The following is an 18,470-nucleotide window of genomic DNA, read 5'->3' on the forward strand; positions in this document are numbered from 1 at the left end:
AAGGCTGCCTCCCAACAGAGAGGCAGCTTTTTTTATTCATTGAATGAGGCGTCTTTCATGCCTCCCAGTCAGTGGTGGCCAATATTGCCGCCCATACCGCGGCCCATGCGCCGTTCTGCCATACGGGCCAATCTCACGAACGGTAGCCCAAGCAGAAGATAAGCCGCACCGACCATCAGCCCCGTTCCGAAATAATCGTAATAGGTGGACGATAGACGGACATAGGTCTGACTGAGTTCCGTCAAGGTAATGACGGACACCAACGAACTGTCTTTGAGCAACGAAATAAAGTCATTGGTCATGACCGGCACAACCGTGCGGAAGGCCTGCGGCACCACGACCAGACGAAGCGCCTGCCAGTGCGTCATGTTCAGGGCAATAGCGGCTTCCATCTGGCCCCGGGGGACAGACAACAAACCCGCACGGTAATTCTCGGCTTCATAGGCCGCGTAATTGAGCCCCAGTGACAACACGCCTGCCATGAAGGGAGACAGCCGAATGCCAAAGGCTGGCAGCCCATAGAAAATGAACAGAACCTGAATCAACAACGGTGTGCCGCGGACGATTTCCACATATAGCCCCGCCACAAGCCGAGGGACCGTCCCACCATAATGCCGCGCCAACGCAAGAAGCAGGCCCAGAGCGACCGCAATTACCATAGCGAGCGCTGAAACAGCCAACGTCATCAAGGCTGCCTGGCCGATCAGAGGCAGGAACCCGACATACCGGTGGACCAGAACTTTCCAGTTTCCACCCGTGGTGCTGGCCATGGCCGCCCGATACCGGTCCCATTCCACCGGAGCAATATCCGGATGGGTATGGTCCCCGGTGTAGTTCTCCATCAACGGAGTCCACAGGTTCCAGCGTGCCAGAATCTGGTGAAGCGTCCCGTCCTTGATAAGATCGCCGAGGGCGGCATCCACCTGATCACGCAACGCGCGGCTACCAGGTGCAAACGCGATACCATATTCCATGCTGCCGATCGGTTCGCCCACCAGCTTCATGTCATCGGAAATGCTGCCGTAATACAGGGCGATGGGCGCATCCAGCAGGATCGCGTCCAGCCTTCCGTTGCGCAGATCTGAAAAGGCATTTGTCTCTTCTTCATAAGACCGGATCGTAGAGCCACCCTGCCGGCGCAGCATTCGCTCGGCTGTGGTGTCCTTGATCGTGCCAATCTTATGCCCCTTGAGAGCCTCCAGCGTGTCGAGACCCGTTTCTTCCTTGCGAAGAATAATCCGCTCGCTTGTTACATAATAAGGACGGGAGAACAGGACCGCCGCCTTGTGCTCCGGCGTCATTTCAATGCCGTCTGCAACCATGCTGTAAAGATCGCGCGACAGACCGGGAATCAGGCCATCCCAGTCATTCTGAATGAAACGCGCCTTGCGGTGCATTTTCTCAGCGATGGCATTGACCAGATCGTATTCGAACCCGGTCATCCGGGATTCATGCTCGGGATCATGGAACACGTAAGGCACATTGGCCTCACCATCCGAAGCCCAGGGCAGATCGGTGTTATCCCGAGCCCCCGGCACGACCAGAACGTCTGGCGCGGATGCGACAGTCTCGTCAGCTGCTACGGCATGAACGGAGGGTGCCAACATGAAAGCCAGCGCCAGAAGACACGCAAAAAACTTGTTCATCACAGGAGCGTCCGCAGGAAGCGCCGTGTGCGCCCCTCTTTCGGGTTGGCGAACATTAGGTCCGGGTCACCGCTTTCAACGATCTCACCAGCCTCCACATACAGCACGCGATCCGAGGCGGCACGGGCAAAGCGCATGTCATGTGTTACGACAAGCTGCGTCATCCCATCATCATCCAGATCCCGCATCACCGACAGAACTTCTTCTGAAAGTTCCGGGTCGAGTGCGGATGTCGGCTCGTCGTACAACATGACAGATGGCTTCATGGCGAGCGCACGGGCAATAGCCGCGCGCTGCTTCTGGCCGCCCGAAAGACTGTCCGGGTAGCGGTCTTTAACACCCGCCAGGCCCACTTTTTCCAAAAGCGTACAGGCAGTCGCCTGCGCCTCATCCCGTGAGACACCCTTCACGCGCATCGGCGCCATCATGACGTTATCAATGACGGTTCTATGAGGGAAAAGATTGAAGGCCTGAAAGACCATGCCGACATGCGCCCGCAAACGATGGGCCTGTGCCTCATTGGCGCGCGTCCAGCTTTTGCCAGTGCAGGCGAGTGTCACATCTTCAATACGGACAGTTCCGGCGTCAGGATGCTCCAGAAAATTGAGGCACCGCAGGAAGGTGGACTTGCCACACCCTGACGGTCCGATAATCGAGATCAGCTCGCCACGTTCAACATCAAGTGACAGACCACGAAGAATTTCGTTGCCATCAAAAGACTTGGCGATCCCGCTCGCCTGTAACACCAGATCAGTCAGTTCCAGACATCCCTTAACAAGACGTGTGATCATTATACCGTTCAGCCCTCTTAACGGACCTCGCACTGGCTATCGAGACCTTTCCTGCATGCGGGAATGAGAATTCACCAGATTGCAGCTTTTCAGACGCCCCCTTGCAGTTCCCGCGCTCAGAGGGTCTAAGCTGATAAGACCGTGAACCGGACAGAACGCTTCCCATGACGACCCAGCCGCCCGACCCAACAACACCTTCCGTGCTTCTGGATGTCAGGGATATTACGGTTTTCCGTGGAGACCGGCTGGTTCTGGATGATGTGAGCCTTTCGCTTGCTCATGGCGATGCCATGATACTCACCGGCCCGAATGGTGCGGGAAAATCCACTCTTCTCAGAACAATCGCAGGCCTTCGCAAGCCTGATGGTGGCACGATTGAGCGCTATGGAGCACTGGCCTGGCTGGGCCATCAGGATGCTCTCAAGCCTGGCCTGACGCTGGCGCAAAATCTTGCCCTGGCCGATCGCCTGGGCAGCGGAAGCATGGAAGACGTGTTGGAAGCCCTTGATCTGGCATTCCTGACTGACCTTCCAGCACGCCTCCTGTCCTCGGGGCAGAAACGCCGGGCAGCTTTCGCACGCGTCATGCTGTCAGGAGCACCCCTTTGGCTTCTGGACGAACCGACCGTTGGTCTGGACGTAGCGAGCATCGAACGGCTTGGGGCAATCATGGCCAAACACCGTGACAATGGGGGAGCCATGATTGTTACGACGCATGTTCCGCTCCCTCTGGATAACACGCGCTCGCACGAACTCCCTTCCCTTGCTCACGCTGAACCGCTCTGGCTGTCATGACCGCTTTCTTTGCCCTGATCGACCGCGACCTGCGACTTGCCTATCGGTTTGGGGCGGATACACTCGCATCCCTGCTCTTCTTTATATTGTGTGGCAGCCTTTTCCCTCTGGCTCTTGGCCCCTCACCAGACCTGTTGCGTCATATGGGGCCGGGCATCATCTGGGTCTGTGCACTGCTCGCATCGCTGCTCCCGCTGGACAGACTTTTCGGCTCTGAACTGGAAGATGGCTCACTGGATCTGCTGATGCTCACGGGCCTTCCAGCGTATGCCGTTGCCTTCGCCAAAATGATTGCTCACTGGCTGACAACTGGCCTGCCTCTTCTTGTTGCAGCGATCCCGCTTGGCATCATGCTGGGCGTAAAAGGGAGCGAACTCCCGCTTCTCTTGTTCGGGCTGATGCTTGGAACGATGTGCCTGTCCCTGATGGGTGGCATGGCCGCCTCAATCGTGTTGGGGGCGCGTCGTGGTGGCGTTCTTTTGCCACTTCTTGTTCTGCCTCTCGCAACGCCAGTACTGATTTTCGGTGCGGCTTCGTCCTATGCCGGGCAGCTTGGTGCATCATCCAGCGCCGGATTCGACCTTCTGGGAGCATGCCTGCTTGCAATGCTGCCACTTTGCCCACTCGCAGCAGGCTATGGCCTCAAATCTGCGGTCGGTTAAAAAATCTCTCGATAAATCCATAAATTTTTTCGATTTGAACGTTTCTTGCCCGGCTTGAATAAGCCGAGCAATGAGGCGTTGGTTTTTTACAAATTATTCATCTTCATCATTTACATTGACTGTTAGCTTTAATTGAACGAATTACGCCATCAATAGCTTTCGTTTGTCTGCAGAAGAAGCGATGGGAGCAATTCCACTTCACTCTGCGAACAATACGGCGCACCCCTGCATTCTGGATTTTCATCACATCATGGCAACATCTACACCCGCTTGGACAAACGGCGATCTCTACACGTGGGTCGGCCCAACAACCGGCGGCAACTGGAGTGACGTGTCGAACTGGAGCTACGATGGCGCACCAGCAACACACGTTCCTGATACGCAGACGAATCAAGGCACAGTCACCATCCCATCAGGTGTGACCGTTACCGTCTCAAGCGCGACATCAACGCTTTCCGGCGTCAACATCAAGGTTGCAGGCACTCTCGATATCGCGTCTGGCACCAGCGCTCTGGCTGTCAACAATCTGGAAGTCGCTTCAGGTGGCACGGCAAACATCCAGCGCCCGCTGACGGCTAACAACGTCCTTCAGGTTGATAACGGCGGCACTGCGACATTCGCGAATGTCTCGCAGGACTGGTCTGGCTATCCGGGCCTCAAGCCATCGATCGCGACTGGCGGCACGCTCAATTTTGATAATTCCAACATTACGCTGGGCAGCGTCAGCGGCAGCGGAATTGCTGGCAACCTCAATATTTCCAATGGTTCGACCGTCAAGACGGCCAGCAACAGCACCACCATTACAGGCCCCATCACGGTCAATGGCGCAGGTACGTCCTTCACGGACAGCTCTGCCCTCCAGTCTACCCTGACGTTGAATGATGGTGCCAAAGCCACCATTACGACTTACCCGACTGACGGCACAAAGGTCGTTTTCGGAACGGGCAACAACACGCTGATTCTTCCGAGCGACCAGTACGCAGCTAATAAGCTGGTTCTGGCCAACCTGAAGGAAGGCGACAGCCTCGGCGTGAATGGTCAGACCGTAACGTCTGCCACCATGACCAGCGACAATGTAAAGCTGACCACGTCTAGCGGCACAATCAGCCCCAAAAGCGTTACCTACGACAGCAGCTACAAAAACGCTCCGACCGATAGCAACCCGGTCACGGTTAACACCAGCAATGGAAACGGCGTCATCTGCTTCCTCGCAGGTTCAATGATCCGCACGCAGGATGGGGAAGTTGCTGTCGAGACCCTGCGCCTTGGCGACAGCGTGGTTGTGTATGTTGATGGCCGTGAAGACGTTCGCACTGTCACATGGGCCGGACGTCGTCACATGACGGTACGTCCAGGTCCGTTTGCAGACGAAGCAGGCTACCCGGTTCGTATTCTGAAGGACGCCATCGCACCCGGCATGCCACACACGGACCTTCTGGTGACGGCAGAACACTGCCTGTTCCTTGATGGAAAGTTTGTCCCGGCCCGGATGCTGATCAATGGTCGCTCCATTCACTACGACACAAGCATCACGTCTTACGATTACTTCCACATCGAGACGGCAGATCACTCGGTCATTATGGCCAACGGCCTGTTGACGGAGAGCTTCCTCGACACGGGCAATCGCGGCGATTTCCGTCAGGACGGAAATGTTTTCAGCATCGGCGGCAGCGTCAAGAGCTGGAACGACGACGCAGCGGCCCCGCTCACGACGGACCGCACAACAGTCGAGCCCCTGTTCCGCGCAATCGAAGCACGGGCAGACATGGCAGGTCTGGTGTCTCAGGCTGACAGTGCAGTCCTGACGCAGGATGCTGACCTGCATCTCATGACGGAAGATGGCACCATCATCCGTAAAACGCGTGAGACCAACGGCTATGCCATGTTCATGCTGCCGGAGAAGGTTCGCTCTGTGCGCCTGATGTCCCGCACGAGCCGCCCGTCCGATGTGATTGGCCCATTTGTTGATGACCGCCGCGAACTCGGTGTGCTCGTTGGCCAGATTGCCCTCTACGAGGCAGGCAGCACCACGGTGCTTCCGGCACATCTCGCCAAGGAAGAGCTGTCTGGCTGGAGTGTTCCCGAAGGAACGACCATGCGCTGGACCACAGGTCATGCCGCAATCTCGCTCCCGAGCCGGTCTTCTCACAGCATTGCCATGCTGGCTGTTCAGGTCCTGTCCAACAGCTCCTACCTGGTAGCGGCTGAAGACAAGGTCATTGCTCTGACCGCCTGATCCAGGTTTTCACGGCAAAACACGAAGCGCCAGCCCATCTAGGGCTGGCGTTTTTTGTGTTCCCACCTTCAAAACGCACCTGCCGTCTCGACGGCGATATGAAACCGCAGCATCATCGACGGATATTTTCATATGAGAAGTCCTTCACATCATGCGGTTTTCCCTCCGACGTTCCCTTCTCTCATGCGCGGCTCTTCTGGGGTGCATTTCCGGGCTGACCGCCCAGGCTGAGCCCGGTTATTTCAGGGAGCCGTCAGTCACTGGGCAGACCGTTCTTTTCAGCGCGGAACAGTCAGTCTGGAGTGTGCCCCTGACGGGAGGCACAGCCCAGCGCCTGACCAGCGCGCCCCATGGCGCCAATGCTGTTGACCCGCAGCCTGTCCTCTCCCCCGATGGCAAAGAAATCGCATTTCTGGCGAATTTTGATGGGCCGACAGAGCTCTACATCATGCCAAGTTCCGGCGGCACACCCCGACGCATGACGTTTGAAAACGCGCCGAAACTTCATATCGCAGGATGGGATGCTCATGCAGGCATCCTGTACTCCATGCCGGACGCAACTGGCCCTTACTACAGCTATAATGTCGCAGCTCTGGATCCGAAAACGGGTGCAAAGCACGTCTATCCGCTTGCCAACGTCAATGACGCTTCCATTAGCCCGGACGGTAAATGGCTGTATGCCGTGCGGTTCGGGGTCGCGGTAACAGGCGATCATATGCGGGCCTATCGTGGAGGAGCACTCTCGCAACTCTGGCGGTTTGATCTTCAGTCCGGAGCCGAGGCCGAACGTATTGGCACACGCACAGCCAACCTGCTTCGCCCCATGCCGTGGCGGGATCGTCTGATCGTTATTTCCGACGAAAACGGACGTTACAACCTCTGGAGCATCGCAGCAGACGGAACAGATGCCCGACAGCTGACCCATTTTACAGATTACAGCATTCTGGAAGCGTCACTCTCAGGCGATCATGTTGTGTTCCGCAAAGGGGCAGACCTCTTTTCGCTGGATTTGACCTCTGGCGAGAGCCACCAGATCCCTGTCAATTTGGTCTCGGACAATGCACCTCGTGCACCGTACTGGCTGGATCGACCAACCCGCTTCACCACGTCGGAGACCATTTCTCCCAAAGGCGATGCTGCTATCTTCACGATGCGCGGCCACACGGTCGTGGCAGCAGCTTCCCCACGGCGTCTGATCGTCCTGCCCACCCCAGACAATGTCCGCCTGCGCCTCGCCCGCGTGACGCCGGATGGCAAATCCGTCATTGCGTTCAGTGATGCTGGCGGAGAATCTGCGCTGTGGCGTTTTGCGGCAGATGGCAGCGGCAAGGGAGAAGCACTCAGCCAGCCATCCTCAACCGAGCCTGTTGCTCTCGAAATTTCACCAGACGGAAAATACGCCGCGCATACGGATTTGCTGGGGCGCCTATGGTTGCTCAACCTTTCGAGCAAAGCTGAGAAGCTCGTTGATGATGCCACTCAGGACGGCACGAACGTTTTCGATTCCCTTTCATGGGCGGCAGACGGAAAGGCCCTAGCCTTCGTACGCACGCGCGGCTCCAATCTGCGACGTCAGATTGCCCTGTATTCTCCGGAAACAGGACGGACGGAGTGGGTGACGAGCGACCGTTACGAATCCTATAGCCCAACCTTCTCCCCAGATGGGAAATGGCTGTGGTTCCTGTCTGATCGTACATTCTCGCTGGCTAACGGCTCTCCCTGGGGAGACCGCAATCTGGGACCGGCGTTTCCACATCGTACAGGCATCTATGCCCTCGCACTCCAGGCCGGAGAACGCTTTCCTTTCCAGGCCCCAACCGAGCTGGATCATGATGACAGCAAGGAAAAGAGCGACAAGAAAGATGAGAAGAAGGACACTCCCAAGAAGCCTCTTCCCGCGTTTGAATGGAACGGATTGGCAGATCGTCTCTATCAGGTTCCCGTCCCTGCTGCGGATTATCACGGGCTGGCAGCCGCCAGCGATTATCTGTTCACCGTGGATGGTACGGACGATGACGCCAACCCTCTGAAATCCATCCATATCGACAATAACGAGCACAAGATCGAAACCTTCTCGCCCAAGGTTGAAGATTTCAGCCTCTCGGCAGACGGCAAAACGATCATGACCGTAGCCCCTCGCGCGAAGCAGGCACCCGAAGTTCTTCTGCTACCAGTCGGGGCCAAGAAGCCTGATGATGTTGCAGGGAAAGCGGTCAGCTTTGACGGACTACGACTGCGCATCGACCCTGCTCAGGAATGGTCAGACGAATTTGTCGATGCCTGGCGCCTTCACCGTGATCATTATTATGACCGCGATCTGCATGGCGTAGACTGGAAAGCCGTCAGAGCCCATTTCGCGCCATTTGTGGATCGACTTGGAGACCGTGCGGATCTGGATGATCTGCTTGGCCAGATGGTTGCTGAAATTGGCGCCATGCACTCCCAGCTCCGGCCGGCACAAAGCCTCGAAGACCCGGCTGCAAACCTGATTGCCGGACTGGGTGCACAGATTACCCGCGAAGCAAAAGGCTTCCGCATCACACATATCTATAGAGGAGACCGCGATCTACCGGATCAGCAGTCTCCATTGGCTGCTCCGGGCGTTGATGCGCAGGACGGAGATCTGATTGTTGCCGTGAACGGACAATCCGCAGCCGACGAGCCCGACCTCTCTACGCTTCTGGCCAATCAGGCTGGAAAACAGGTTCTTCTGACTCTTCTGCGCAATGGCAAAGAACACAAAACAGTCGTGACAGCCGTAAGCTGGCGCAAGCAGAAGTCCTTGCGCGCACGGGACTGGGAAGTCAGCCGTGCTGATCTTGTGGATCGTGCCAGCCATGGACGCATTGGTTATCTGCATCTGCAAGCCATGGTCGGCGATGACATGGAGGCGTTCGCCCGCGAGTTCTATGCCAATATCGACAAGGATGGACTCATTGTTGACGTCCGCGGCAATAATGGCGGCAACATTGACAGCTGGGTTCTGACGCAGCTCATGCGCCGGTCCTGGATGTTCTGGAGCCGCTATGGCAACGCTCCGGCCATTGACATGCAACAGGCGTTCCAGGGCCATCTCATCGTGATTTCAGATGAAATGACCTACTCGGACGGTGAGACCTTCTCTCAAGGTATCAAGTCTCTCCACATCGCCCCGCTCCTTGGGGAACGCACAGCAGGCGCCGGTGTCTGGCTTTCGGACGGTGACCGTCTGATTGACAACGGCAATGCTCGGACAGCCGAGAATCCCTATTTCGATATGAACGGCCACTGGCTGGTCGAGAACAAGGGTGTCTCACCGGATATCGAGATCGAGAACATGCCGGTCGCCACCTTCAAGGGGCAGGATCAACAGCTTGATGCGGCGGTTTCGTATCTGAAGACGCAGATGGCGGATCATCCGCGCCCTGCGCTCAAAGCTGAACCTTTCCCGATTCAGCAGCCTGCTTCACCGCAATAAGGCAAAATAGTCCAAGGCCTCTGCACATATCTGCAGAGGCCTTTTTTATTCAGAGCATCATATCCATGACTTGATCCCGCCGGGCAAAACGGTGCATCAGCGCCGCCACACAATGCCCGGCAATCAGAACCCCCAAAATCCAGGCAGAAAACTGATGCATGACACCCAGGATCGGCGCGAACAGCGCAGTTTTCTGAATGAGCGCCGGCAGGTGCACCGTCCATAGCACCTGGACTGGCGCCCCATGAGCAGAGGCCATCAGCCATCCCGTGAGAGGCGTGGTCAACATCAGAAGATAAAGACATCCCTGAAGCACGCGCGCCGCAATGCGCTGCTCTTCCAGAATAGTGTCAGGTAACGCTGGCGGCCGATGCGTTGCGCGCCAGGCCATTCTGAGAACAACCAAGATCACAACTGTCGATGCGATCTCCTTATGAATGGAAAGCAGTTCCCCCTTCAAAGGAGAAGCCCCACGCGGTAGCAGGCGCCCCGCATAGAATCCAATCATCCAGACCGGGATAATGATAGCCGCCATGCCCCAATGAAACAGGCGGGCCAGAAGAGAGTAACGTTGGGGCACGGGGCATCCATTTTCAGAAAAGGAAGAGCTTTGTGCTTCCTTTACCCTGTTTTCCGAAGCAATGAATTTTCATTCAGTGACAGAGAAGGATAGGAAGACCGGATATTCCTCCACAGGACCAGACCGTGATCCATTCCCTCTATCGTCGCATCACCGACCTTGCCGCCTCACCCAAAGCCGTATGGTGGCTTATCATTATCGCCATGGCAGAAGCGTCGGTCTTCCCGATCCCAGTTGACCTGATGCTCGTTCCCATGATCCTGACGCGACAGGACAGAGCCTGGTTTCTCGCAACAGTCTGCACTGTCTCCAGCGTGATAGGTGGCGTGATCGGATGGCTGCTCGGCGCTTTCCTAATGAAGCATATCGGTATGCCCATCGCCCATTTCTATCATGCAGATGGGCGCATTCTGGCATTGGAAGACCTGTTCCGCCGATATGGCATATGGATCATTCTGGGCAAGGGACTCACGCCTCTCCCCTACAAATTCGTCACACTGGCAGCCGGCGCGGCACACTTCCCGCTGCTGCCGTTCATCGCAGCCAGCATCACAACGCGCGGCGCACGCTTCTTCCTGGAAGCCGCACTCCTCAAGGCCTTTGGCGAACCTGTGCGCGAGTTCATCGAAAAGCGCCTGACGGTGATCCTGCTGATTCTTCTTGTGGTGATCGTTGCGGGCGTCGCGCTTGTTGAGCTCTTCTAGAGAAATAGTCACATCAGATGATGCGTTTATGGCATAAAAAATAACATAAATACTATTTAAATATAACAGAATCATGTTATCGTCCGCGAGATCGTACTCACACGGTTATCGGTGACGGCTTTCCAGCAGGCCTGCCTGCTCCGTTCTCCTCACGTCAGAATGTCCTGCGCGGATGACATGAGGAGAAAGGAACTGCCGGCCTCCGAACGACAACCCGAACGCATATTCCCGCTGTCAAAGGAGCTCGCCATGTTTAGAAAACAGCCTATCTTTATCGCTAAACGTTTTAATATCCTGCCTCCGGCATCACGCTCGGCAGGTGTGTTCAGTGGTATCGAAGCACAGTTTCTTGGACTGGCCTCCCCCGGGATCGTCACACTGCTTGGCCCTCTGGAAAGCACCGATCTGTCATCGTTGCCGTGTGAAGACACTCCATCCTCCCTTTCCTTCAGGAAGGCATGACATTCATGAGTGCCACAGAGCTTTCTCCACCCTATCGATCAGCCGTCACCAAATCCCGCATCCTCTGGGGCATGCCGGTGATGTTGCTGTGGGGTTATATCGCTGTTGCCCTGTACATGACGGGCGACGGCATCGAAGTTGCGTTTCTTGCAAAATACGTCACGCAGATTGGCTTTACGCCCAAACAGGCAGGAATGCTCTTCACCATTTACGGTGCAACAGCCGCCATTTCGAGCTGGCTGTCTGGCGTGCTGGCCGAAGTTTATGGCGCACGCCGCATCATGGCGATCGGCACCATCTGGTGGGCACTGTGCCACGTCGCGTTCCTCGGGCTCGGCCTCGGACAGCACTCCTTCCCGATGATGATGCTGTTCTATGGTCTGCGCGGCTTTGCATACCCGCTGTTCTTTTATGCGTTCTTCTTCTGGATCGTCCAGAAAACCCCGGATCATCGTCTGGCCTCTGCCATCGGCTGGGTCTGGTCGATGTTCACGCTGGGTTACGGCATCATCGCGTCCTTCCTGCCAAGCTGGACCATCCCCGCTTTCGGCTTCATGCCGACCCTGTGGATGTCTTTAGCCTGGGTTCTGGCTGGCGGCGCACTGGCTTGCCTGACCATCCGCGAAGACCCTTCTGAGGCCAAGCCACTGGCAGCCAAGGTGTCCGTCAAGGAACAGCTGATCGAGATCAGTCGCAGCCTGACGCTGATTGTTGAGAACCGTGATATTGCATTGGCACTCATCACGCGCGTCATCTGCAATCTGTCTCTCTTCGGCTTTCCGGTCATCATGCCGCTCTTCTACACGTCTCCGGAAGTTGGCTTCACCATGCCGCAATGGCTGCGGATCTATGGTGCGTTCTTCCTGGTTCAGCCTGTGACCAACGTGGTCTGGGGCCTTATTGGAGACCGGATCGGCTGGCTGCGTCAGATGCGCTGGTTCGGCTTTGTCGGCTGCGCAATGGCAAGCCTTGCCTTCTATTTCATCCCGCACCTGATGCCCGGCAACATGTTCACCGCAATTATCGGTGCCTTGTTCCTGGCTTTAACGCTCAATGCATTTGTGCCCATGGGAGCAATTTTCCCCGCCATTGCGCCCGATCACAAAGGTGCTGCGGTTTCCGTGCAGAACCTTGGCGGTGGCCTGAGCAACTTCTTGGGCCCGGCACTGGCAACACTGTTTGTTACTGGCTACGGCACGCAGGGCGTCGTTTACATCTACGCGGCACTGTATCTGCTTGCCGCAGTCATCACCTGCTTCATCCGCTTGCAACAGCCAAAGGGAGCTTCCGCCATGGAAGTTTACTCTTCCGCCAAAGCGTCTGCGGTTCATGAAGAAATGGAAGATCTGGGCATCCAGACCCAGAAAAGCTAAGCCCCAAAAACAAAAAAGCCCGGCACTCAGGCCGGGCGATTTTCTGAAGAGACCTCGCATCAAAATGCTGATGCGAGGTTTTTTTTATTCTTAGTTCAGCGCCATCTGCTCATGAGCCAGAGCCTGCTCCGCGCCAAACGATGGCCACTCGGAATGCGTCAGCGCTTTCAGAGACGGCGAAGAGAGCCCCATCTTATGCGCATACAGCCACGTATAAGTCAGGGCGCGATGCACATAGTCACGCGTTTCCGTGTTGGGCAGCGTTTCCATAAAGAACAGCGGATCATGCAGATCGGCCGTCTGCGCACTTTCCCAACGGGCAATAGCGCCAGGGCCTGCGTTGTAAGACGCCAGAACCCGTACAAGATCCCCGCCCTCAGGGCGCGCCGACAAAGATGTATGGCTCGACTGGGAAGCCAGATACAGCACGTAAAGCTGACCGATTTCCAGATTGGATGACGGGTTGTGGAGGCGATTTACCATGTCAGGCGGTACCGGAATAACAGCCATCCCATGGGCATCATATGTCTGGTGATGCAGTGTGATGAAGCTCGCCGTGATCGGCCGGATCTGCATCAGCCCATGCGCACCTGCCCCGGATGTAGCGGCAGCATCGAAATTCGATTCAACGCGCGTGAGGGCATAAACCAGAGCCGGGTTCATCCGAAAGCCATGGTTGGGCTTGAGACGAGGCATCGGCAGATCCGCACCAGCCGCTTGTGGGCGGCTCTCCCCGTTCATGATGAGCGACGCGAGCTGTTCGGACAGATCTTCAAATCCGGCAGTCTGGGCAACCAACTGCAAGGACCGGGACCGCGCACTGTCAGGCGCCACGTCCGTCCACATCCGCCGCATCAGCGCCTCGGCGCGTGCACGCTCGCCAATCTGAAGCAGGGCAAACAACTGTCGGCCCTGTGGGAGCGCACTGATGGCCTCGACGTCAATTTCCCCAAGAACCGGAACAGGATCATGAAGCGTGACTTCCGTTACGCTGTCTGGCAGGCGGGCATGACCCTTACGTCCAAGCTCCAGTGTCTGAGCGGCGAGCATCCCATAAAATGTTTCGTGATGGTTCGCGGCACGATGGAGCCAGGACACGTATGCCGCCATTGCGTGACGGCGAATTTCTGCACGCGCAGCCCAGAACGCTGCGGCAGCATGAAGCTCAGGCGATGTAACTGGAGCATTTGCCGCCGATTCAAACAGCTCATATGCCGCATCAAGATGCCCCTGACGCCAGGCGGCCAGACCAGCGACATAAGCGGGAAGACCAACCTGATGGCCCCCTCGCTCGAAGCCGGCGCAACCATGACGCAGCGCGCTCTGAGCATCTCCCTGTGAAAGCAGCCCCAGAGAAATTTCTCCGTAAAGCTGCCCTGCATAGGCAGGGGTCATGCCGGGCGTAATATCCACAAGGTGCAGTGCGCTGGCTGCGCCCTTCACGCCCTGCATCACCCGCTCCTGAACCGTACGATCCAGGAGAGGATTACGCGTGAAGGCATGCGCCAATGGGTCTGCAGGGGAACTATTAGGCAGGTGAACGGTTTCAGGACGATCTTCAGGCGCCAGAGACCTCGCAAAAGTCTGGAGCTGAACGGAGCCTGCCGGAGCAGTCCTTACCAAAAGCCCCTGAATTGCAGGGGCGTCCGGTTGGGTTGAATAGTTTTTCAACCAGTCACGGAGCTGGTCCGCTCCTGGATGAGCACCAGGCGCAAGATAGCGATCTGCCAGAACATCGCCCAGCAGGACGCGATCCGTAAGCAAACGCGTCTGCTCCATGGCTTCTTGCAGGTCACCACGACGCTGCGCCTGCAGGATCAGACGATATCGACTAGCCATAGTGGCCGTCAGAGGGTGTGGCAGCGATACAATGCCGTCCCCACCGAGGCTGGGACGGGCTTCTGCAAACGCTGTTTCATCGCCAGCATGGTCTGGCTGAGGCGGCAGAGTCTGCACACCGTCAGCACGCACCGGGGAGAAAGTTCCACCGGTCAGAATCAGCACACTCACAAGCAACGCTCGCGCCGTGCCACCTGAGATGAAAGGGGTAATCCTTCGCATAGCCGCCGGGTGCTACCCGGTTTCTGGCACGCTGGCAAGTTTTGGTTAACCAGAACAGAGCCTCGGACTAAGCGATGATATCGTCACACACTGGAACAATCCAGTGGCAAACACCTGTTTTCGAGTAGTTTTTTGCGTTTTCGCGAAGTTTTTTACAGGCTTAAATCAGGACTTATTTAGTTCTGTATTTTCCGCACTCAATCGCTCCATCAAAACCAGAAGATCCTGCCACGCATTCCGGCGTGCAGCAGGGCTGGCAGCGAGTTGTAACGGGTGTCGCATAGGCAGCAGAGCAACCGGTGCATCCAGCTCGGGAATCCGAATTTCCGTCCATTTTCCACGCAGCCGATTCAGCATGGCCTGATCCCCCAGAAGCAGCCGCAGAGGCGTCACTCCCATCGTCACCAGAAACGGTGGCCGGCACAGGGCGATCGTTTTCAACAGCAACGGACGACAGGACCGCATCTCCTGATCCGTTACACCGCGCCCTCCCGGCGGCCGCCATGGAACCGCTGGTGCCATTGAGAGCACCGAGCGTTCCAGCCCGGCAGTGGCCAGCATTCGATCCAGAAGCTCACCGGCACGCCCCGCAAAAAGTTCTCCAGAGCGATCTTCATCCGCGTCCGGCGTCTCTCCGATCAGCATGAAGCGAGCAGCCTCGACAAAAACGGGCTTGAGCCGATGCGTTGCCGTCCGCGCCAGAAACAGATCATCAAGCGTTTCGCTCGCCCGAATCAAGGCAGGCAGATCACGTGCCTGTTCCAGCCCCGGCGAGACAGGTGCAGGCGATGGCACTTCCCTGGGTAACGCTGGTAGGCCGTGTAAGGTGTCCACTCGGGCAGGCAGACTCCGAGGCACATCAGAGAGGCGGTCAATCGTCTCTTCCGAAAGAACCTCATCCACACCCCAGTCATATTGCAGCTGTAGCGCGGCAAGCAGTTCTGCTCGGCTCGGAACAGGCTGGGGTGTCATGAAAAATCCGTTCAGGTTGGCGTATGACCACATGCGGTCTAGAATTGACCCATTATGCAGATCACGCGCGGCTGGCCCAGATCAATTCCGGTTTTTTCGCACTCGCTTCGCGCGGGTCTCTCGGCACTTCTGCTGGCGGGAACCCTCATGCCCTCAGCATTTGCTGCCCCTCCTCCGGAAACACTGCCCGCTATTGATCCTGGGAAATCCCTGACCGGATGGCTGCTGGCGTCGAGCGTCATGATGCAACGCGGAGAGATCGACGCTGCCTATAACGCGCTTTCACATGTCCTGACGTTATCTTCCCGCGATCTGAAGCTGCGCGAAGATGCTCTGCGCTACGCTGCCATGACCGGACATGAAGATGAGGCTGTGACGTTCGCCAAAACGCTTCCCGCCAGCGATATTGCCACCCTCGTCCTTGCCCAGAACGCGGTTACTCGGAAATCCTGGACGGAAATGCGCCAGACCCTGAGCCGCAACAATCATCGAGGCCCTCTGGTCTCTGTTGCAACGCCAGTTCTTCTGGCATGGGCGCAGGCAGACGAAGGCCATGTCGAGCAGGCACTCTCCATCCTCAACGCCGCTGCGACCTTCGCCCCTACACGCCGCCTGTACCAGTTCCATGCCGCGCTGATTGCAGAGCGACTGCCTTCTCAACATCAGGCCGAACTTCTCTATCAGAAGACTGGCAACAGCCCCGATGATCCGCTGACGCTCCAGATTCTTTATGCCCAGATTTATGGTGGCTGGCTGGAAAGTCAGGGCCAGCATAAGGCGGCACTGGATGCCGTAGCTGCGCTAGGAGTGAGCTCCCCTCTCGCCTCCATGATCATTGGGCCGCTTCAGCATAACCTGAAAAAACGACCACCCCTTTCTCCATCACAGGGTGCGGCAATTCTGAACCTGCAACTTGCCCTGATGATCACGGACGTTATTCAGCAGGAAGGCATTCCTCACGATCCGGCCATCATCGCATTGCAACAGGCCCTCTACCTTGATCCCACCCTGACGGTTGCACGCATTTTCCTTGCCGACACCTTCCGTGACGGCAATCAGATCTCGAAGGGCCTCGAGACACTCAATTCGGTTTCCAGCACGGACTCTCTGGCAGCGCTGGCTGCCCAGGAGCGCGTCAATCTGGCCAGCCGCTCCCACGATCTTCCACTTCAGGCCGATGCGCTTCATCGCGCGCTGACCCTGCTTCCGGGTAACCCGCAATTTCTGGTTCAACTGGCTGAAGTTCAGGATCAGATGGGCCATCATGCCGAGGCGATCGATCTTTATACGAAAGCTCTCAAGGCCTCTCCTCCTCGAAAGGAGATTGCCTGGCCAATACTTCTCGGACGCGCCATGGCTGCCCAGGAAAACGGAGACTGGGCCATGATGCAGGAAGATATGCACCATGCGCTGGAACTCGCCCCTGACCAGCCAGAAGTTCTCAACTTCGTCGGTTATGCCAGTATCGAACACGATATTGACCAAGACCACGCCTTACAGTTGCTTAAGCGCGCGGTGGAACTCCAGCCTAACGACCCATCTATTCAGGACAGCTACGCCTGGGCCCTTCTTAAGGCCAAAGGCGACCTGAAAACTGCACTACCCATTCTTATTCAAGCTGCGGAGCATGCCTCGAGTGATGCTGAAATCGGCTATCATCTGGGCGTTGCCTATTGGTATCTCGGTCGCCACACGGAAGCCCAGGATCAATGGAACCAGTCTCTGGATGACAATCCGCAGCCTCAGGATCGCACTCTGATTCTGAATGCCCTCCAGCAGGGCGGCCCACATCTCAAATCATTCGAACAGAACAAATGACCCGTCTTCAAGATACCGCCCACGCCAAGATCAATCTCTATCTGCATGTCACGGGGCGGCGGCCTGACGGGTATCATCTGCTCGACAGTCTCGCAGTCTTCGCCGGGGCAGCCGACACGATCAGTGTGGGAGAAAAGTGCGATCGGTTTTCTCTGTCTATACAAGGACGATTTGGCAAAGGCCTTGAAGCCGACGACAGCAATCTCGTCCTCAAGGCAGCTCGAGCGCTTCAGGCAAAAAGCGGCTCTCATGACGCATACCGGCTGACGCTGAAAAAGGATCTACCTGTCGCATCAGGTATTGGCGGCGGCTCAGCGGATGCCGCGTGCACGCTGCGCATCCTGTCAGGCGTCTGGAACGCAACAGAATCCGATCTTTGCGCACTTGCAGAACCTCTTGGGGCCGACGTTCCCGTCTGCGTTCGTCAGCAGGCGACACGCATGGAAGGAATTGGGGAAATTCTGACCCCAGCACCAGAAATGCCGAACGGCGGAATTCTGCTGATTAATCCAGGTGTTGGTGTGTCAACGCCCGATATCTTCCGCAGCTTTGCCGCAATGGGGGGTATCGTCCAGCGTACAAAACCGGTGCTCCCCAGCCAATGGTCGTCAATGCGGGACCTTGTGGATCTATTACGGCAAACGGCGAATGACCTTCAGGCGCCTGCGATTGCTCATGCCCCGATTATTTCTGACGTTCTCACTGCGATTCAAAGCCAGTCGGATTGCCTTCTGTCGCGTATGAGCGGATCAGGCGCTACCTGCTTTGGCCTCTTCCCGACCCCACAAAAAGCGCACGAAGCCGAAGAAGCTCTTACCCAAACTGCTACACGCTTGGGTTGGTGGACATGGAGTGGTCCATTCCATCAGAATTCTCCCGTTGGAACCCCCTGAAAAGAGGCGCTCGAGATGACT

General features: G+C 56.8%; 14 protein-coding genes. 9 read left to right on the forward strand and 5 right to left on the reverse strand.

Annotated features, from left to right (window positions below; translation table 11 throughout):
* Nucleotides 1-68: 68 nt before the first annotated feature.
* Both GCE01_RS02890 and GCE01_RS02895 read right to left on the reverse strand, forming a co-directional pair.
* Nucleotides 69-1,646, reverse strand: coding sequence for an ABC transporter substrate-binding protein/permease (locus GCE01_RS02890; RefSeq protein WP_099210788.1), 1,578 nt, complete (start codon nucleotides 1,644-1,646; stop codon nucleotides 69-71).
* A complete protein-coding gene (locus tag GCE01_RS02895; RefSeq protein WP_244974517.1) occupies nucleotides 1,646-2,437 on the reverse strand; it encodes an amino acid ABC transporter ATP-binding protein in 792 nt (263 codons plus the stop codon). Before GCE01_RS02895 ends, GCE01_RS02890 begins: the two co-directional genes overlap by 1 nt.
* A gap of 164 nt (nucleotides 2,438-2,601) precedes the next feature.
* Between GCE01_RS02895 and ccmA the strand changes: the two genes are divergently transcribed.
* The 4 genes from ccmA to GCE01_RS02915 all read left to right on the forward strand — a co-directional run bounded on the left by ccmA (nucleotide 2,602) and on the right by GCE01_RS02915 (nucleotide 9,586).
* Entirely contained in the window at nucleotides 2,602-3,231 is a 630-nt protein-coding gene (gene ccmA, locus GCE01_RS02900; protein WP_064273745.1) for a heme ABC exporter ATP-binding protein CcmA, read from the forward strand.
* Nucleotides 3,228-3,893, forward strand: coding sequence for a heme exporter protein CcmB (ccmB, locus tag GCE01_RS02905; protein ID WP_099210790.1), 666 nt, complete (start codon nucleotides 3,228-3,230; stop codon nucleotides 3,891-3,893). Before ccmA ends, ccmB begins: the two co-directional genes overlap by 4 nt.
* A gap of 250 nt (nucleotides 3,894-4,143) precedes the next feature.
* Entirely contained in the window at nucleotides 4,144-6,129 is a 1,986-nt protein-coding gene (locus GCE01_RS02910) for a Hint domain-containing protein (RefSeq protein ID WP_099211125.1), read from the forward strand.
* Between the two features lie 151 nt (nucleotides 6,130-6,280).
* Nucleotides 6,281-9,586 (forward strand): S41 family peptidase, encoded by a 3,306-nt coding sequence (locus GCE01_RS02915; protein WP_099210792.1) that lies wholly within the window; start codon nucleotides 6,281-6,283, stop codon nucleotides 9,584-9,586.
* Between the two features lie 49 nt (nucleotides 9,587-9,635).
* Here GCE01_RS02915 and GCE01_RS02920 read toward each other — a convergent pair whose 3' ends face one another.
* A complete protein-coding gene (locus GCE01_RS02920) occupies nucleotides 9,636-10,166 on the reverse strand; it encodes a cytochrome b (protein WP_099210794.1) in 531 nt (176 codons plus the stop codon).
* Between the two features lie 125 nt (nucleotides 10,167-10,291).
* On the opposite strand from GCE01_RS02920, the gene GCE01_RS02925 reads away from it, so the two are divergent.
* From GCE01_RS02925 to GCE01_RS02935, 3 genes are all read left to right on the forward strand, one after another.
* Nucleotides 10,292-10,870: a YqaA family protein gene (locus GCE01_RS02925; protein WP_046900041.1), complete on the forward strand. Its 579-nt coding sequence runs from the start codon at nucleotides 10,292-10,294 to the stop codon at nucleotides 10,868-10,870.
* 249 nt (nucleotides 10,871-11,119) lie between these two features.
* On the forward strand, nucleotides 11,120-11,332 hold the full coding sequence (locus GCE01_RS02930) for a hypothetical protein (RefSeq protein ID WP_099210796.1): 213 nt from the start codon (nucleotides 11,120-11,122) through the stop codon (nucleotides 11,330-11,332).
* Nucleotides 11,333-11,337: 5 nt separating this feature from the next.
* Nucleotides 11,338-12,705, forward strand: coding sequence for an MFS transporter (locus tag GCE01_RS02935; RefSeq protein WP_211516763.1), 1,368 nt, complete (start codon nucleotides 11,338-11,340; stop codon nucleotides 12,703-12,705).
* Between the two features lie 90 nt (nucleotides 12,706-12,795).
* On the opposite strand, the gene GCE01_RS02940 is transcribed toward GCE01_RS02935, so the two are convergent.
* Entirely contained in the window at nucleotides 12,796-14,766 is a 1,971-nt protein-coding gene (locus tag GCE01_RS02940) for a transglycosylase SLT domain-containing protein (RefSeq protein ID WP_244591055.1), read from the reverse strand.
* 165 nt (nucleotides 14,767-14,931) lie between these two features.
* Entirely contained in the window at nucleotides 14,932-15,738 is an 807-nt protein-coding gene (locus GCE01_RS02945; protein WP_174694772.1) for a uracil-DNA glycosylase, read from the reverse strand.
* Nucleotides 15,739-15,885: 147 nt separating this feature from the next.
* Here GCE01_RS02945 and GCE01_RS02950 point away from each other — a divergent pair, with 147 nt between their 5' ends.
* Nucleotides 15,886-17,556, forward strand: a complete 1,671-nt coding sequence (locus GCE01_RS02950) for a tetratricopeptide repeat protein (RefSeq protein WP_244591056.1) — start codon at nucleotides 15,886-15,888, stop codon at nucleotides 17,554-17,556.
* On the forward strand, nucleotides 17,553-18,449 hold the full coding sequence (locus tag GCE01_RS02955; protein ID WP_099210802.1) for a 4-(cytidine 5'-diphospho)-2-C-methyl-D-erythritol kinase: 897 nt from the start codon (nucleotides 17,553-17,555) through the stop codon (nucleotides 18,447-18,449). The genes GCE01_RS02950 and GCE01_RS02955 overlap by 4 nt, the downstream gene beginning before the upstream one ends.
* The last annotated feature ends 21 nt before the right edge of the window (nucleotides 18,450-18,470 follow it).

Origin of the sequence: Gluconobacter cerinus (assembly GCF_002723935.1) — a bacterium.
Taxonomy (GTDB): domain Bacteria; phylum Pseudomonadota; class Alphaproteobacteria; order Acetobacterales; family Acetobacteraceae; genus Gluconobacter; species Gluconobacter cerinus.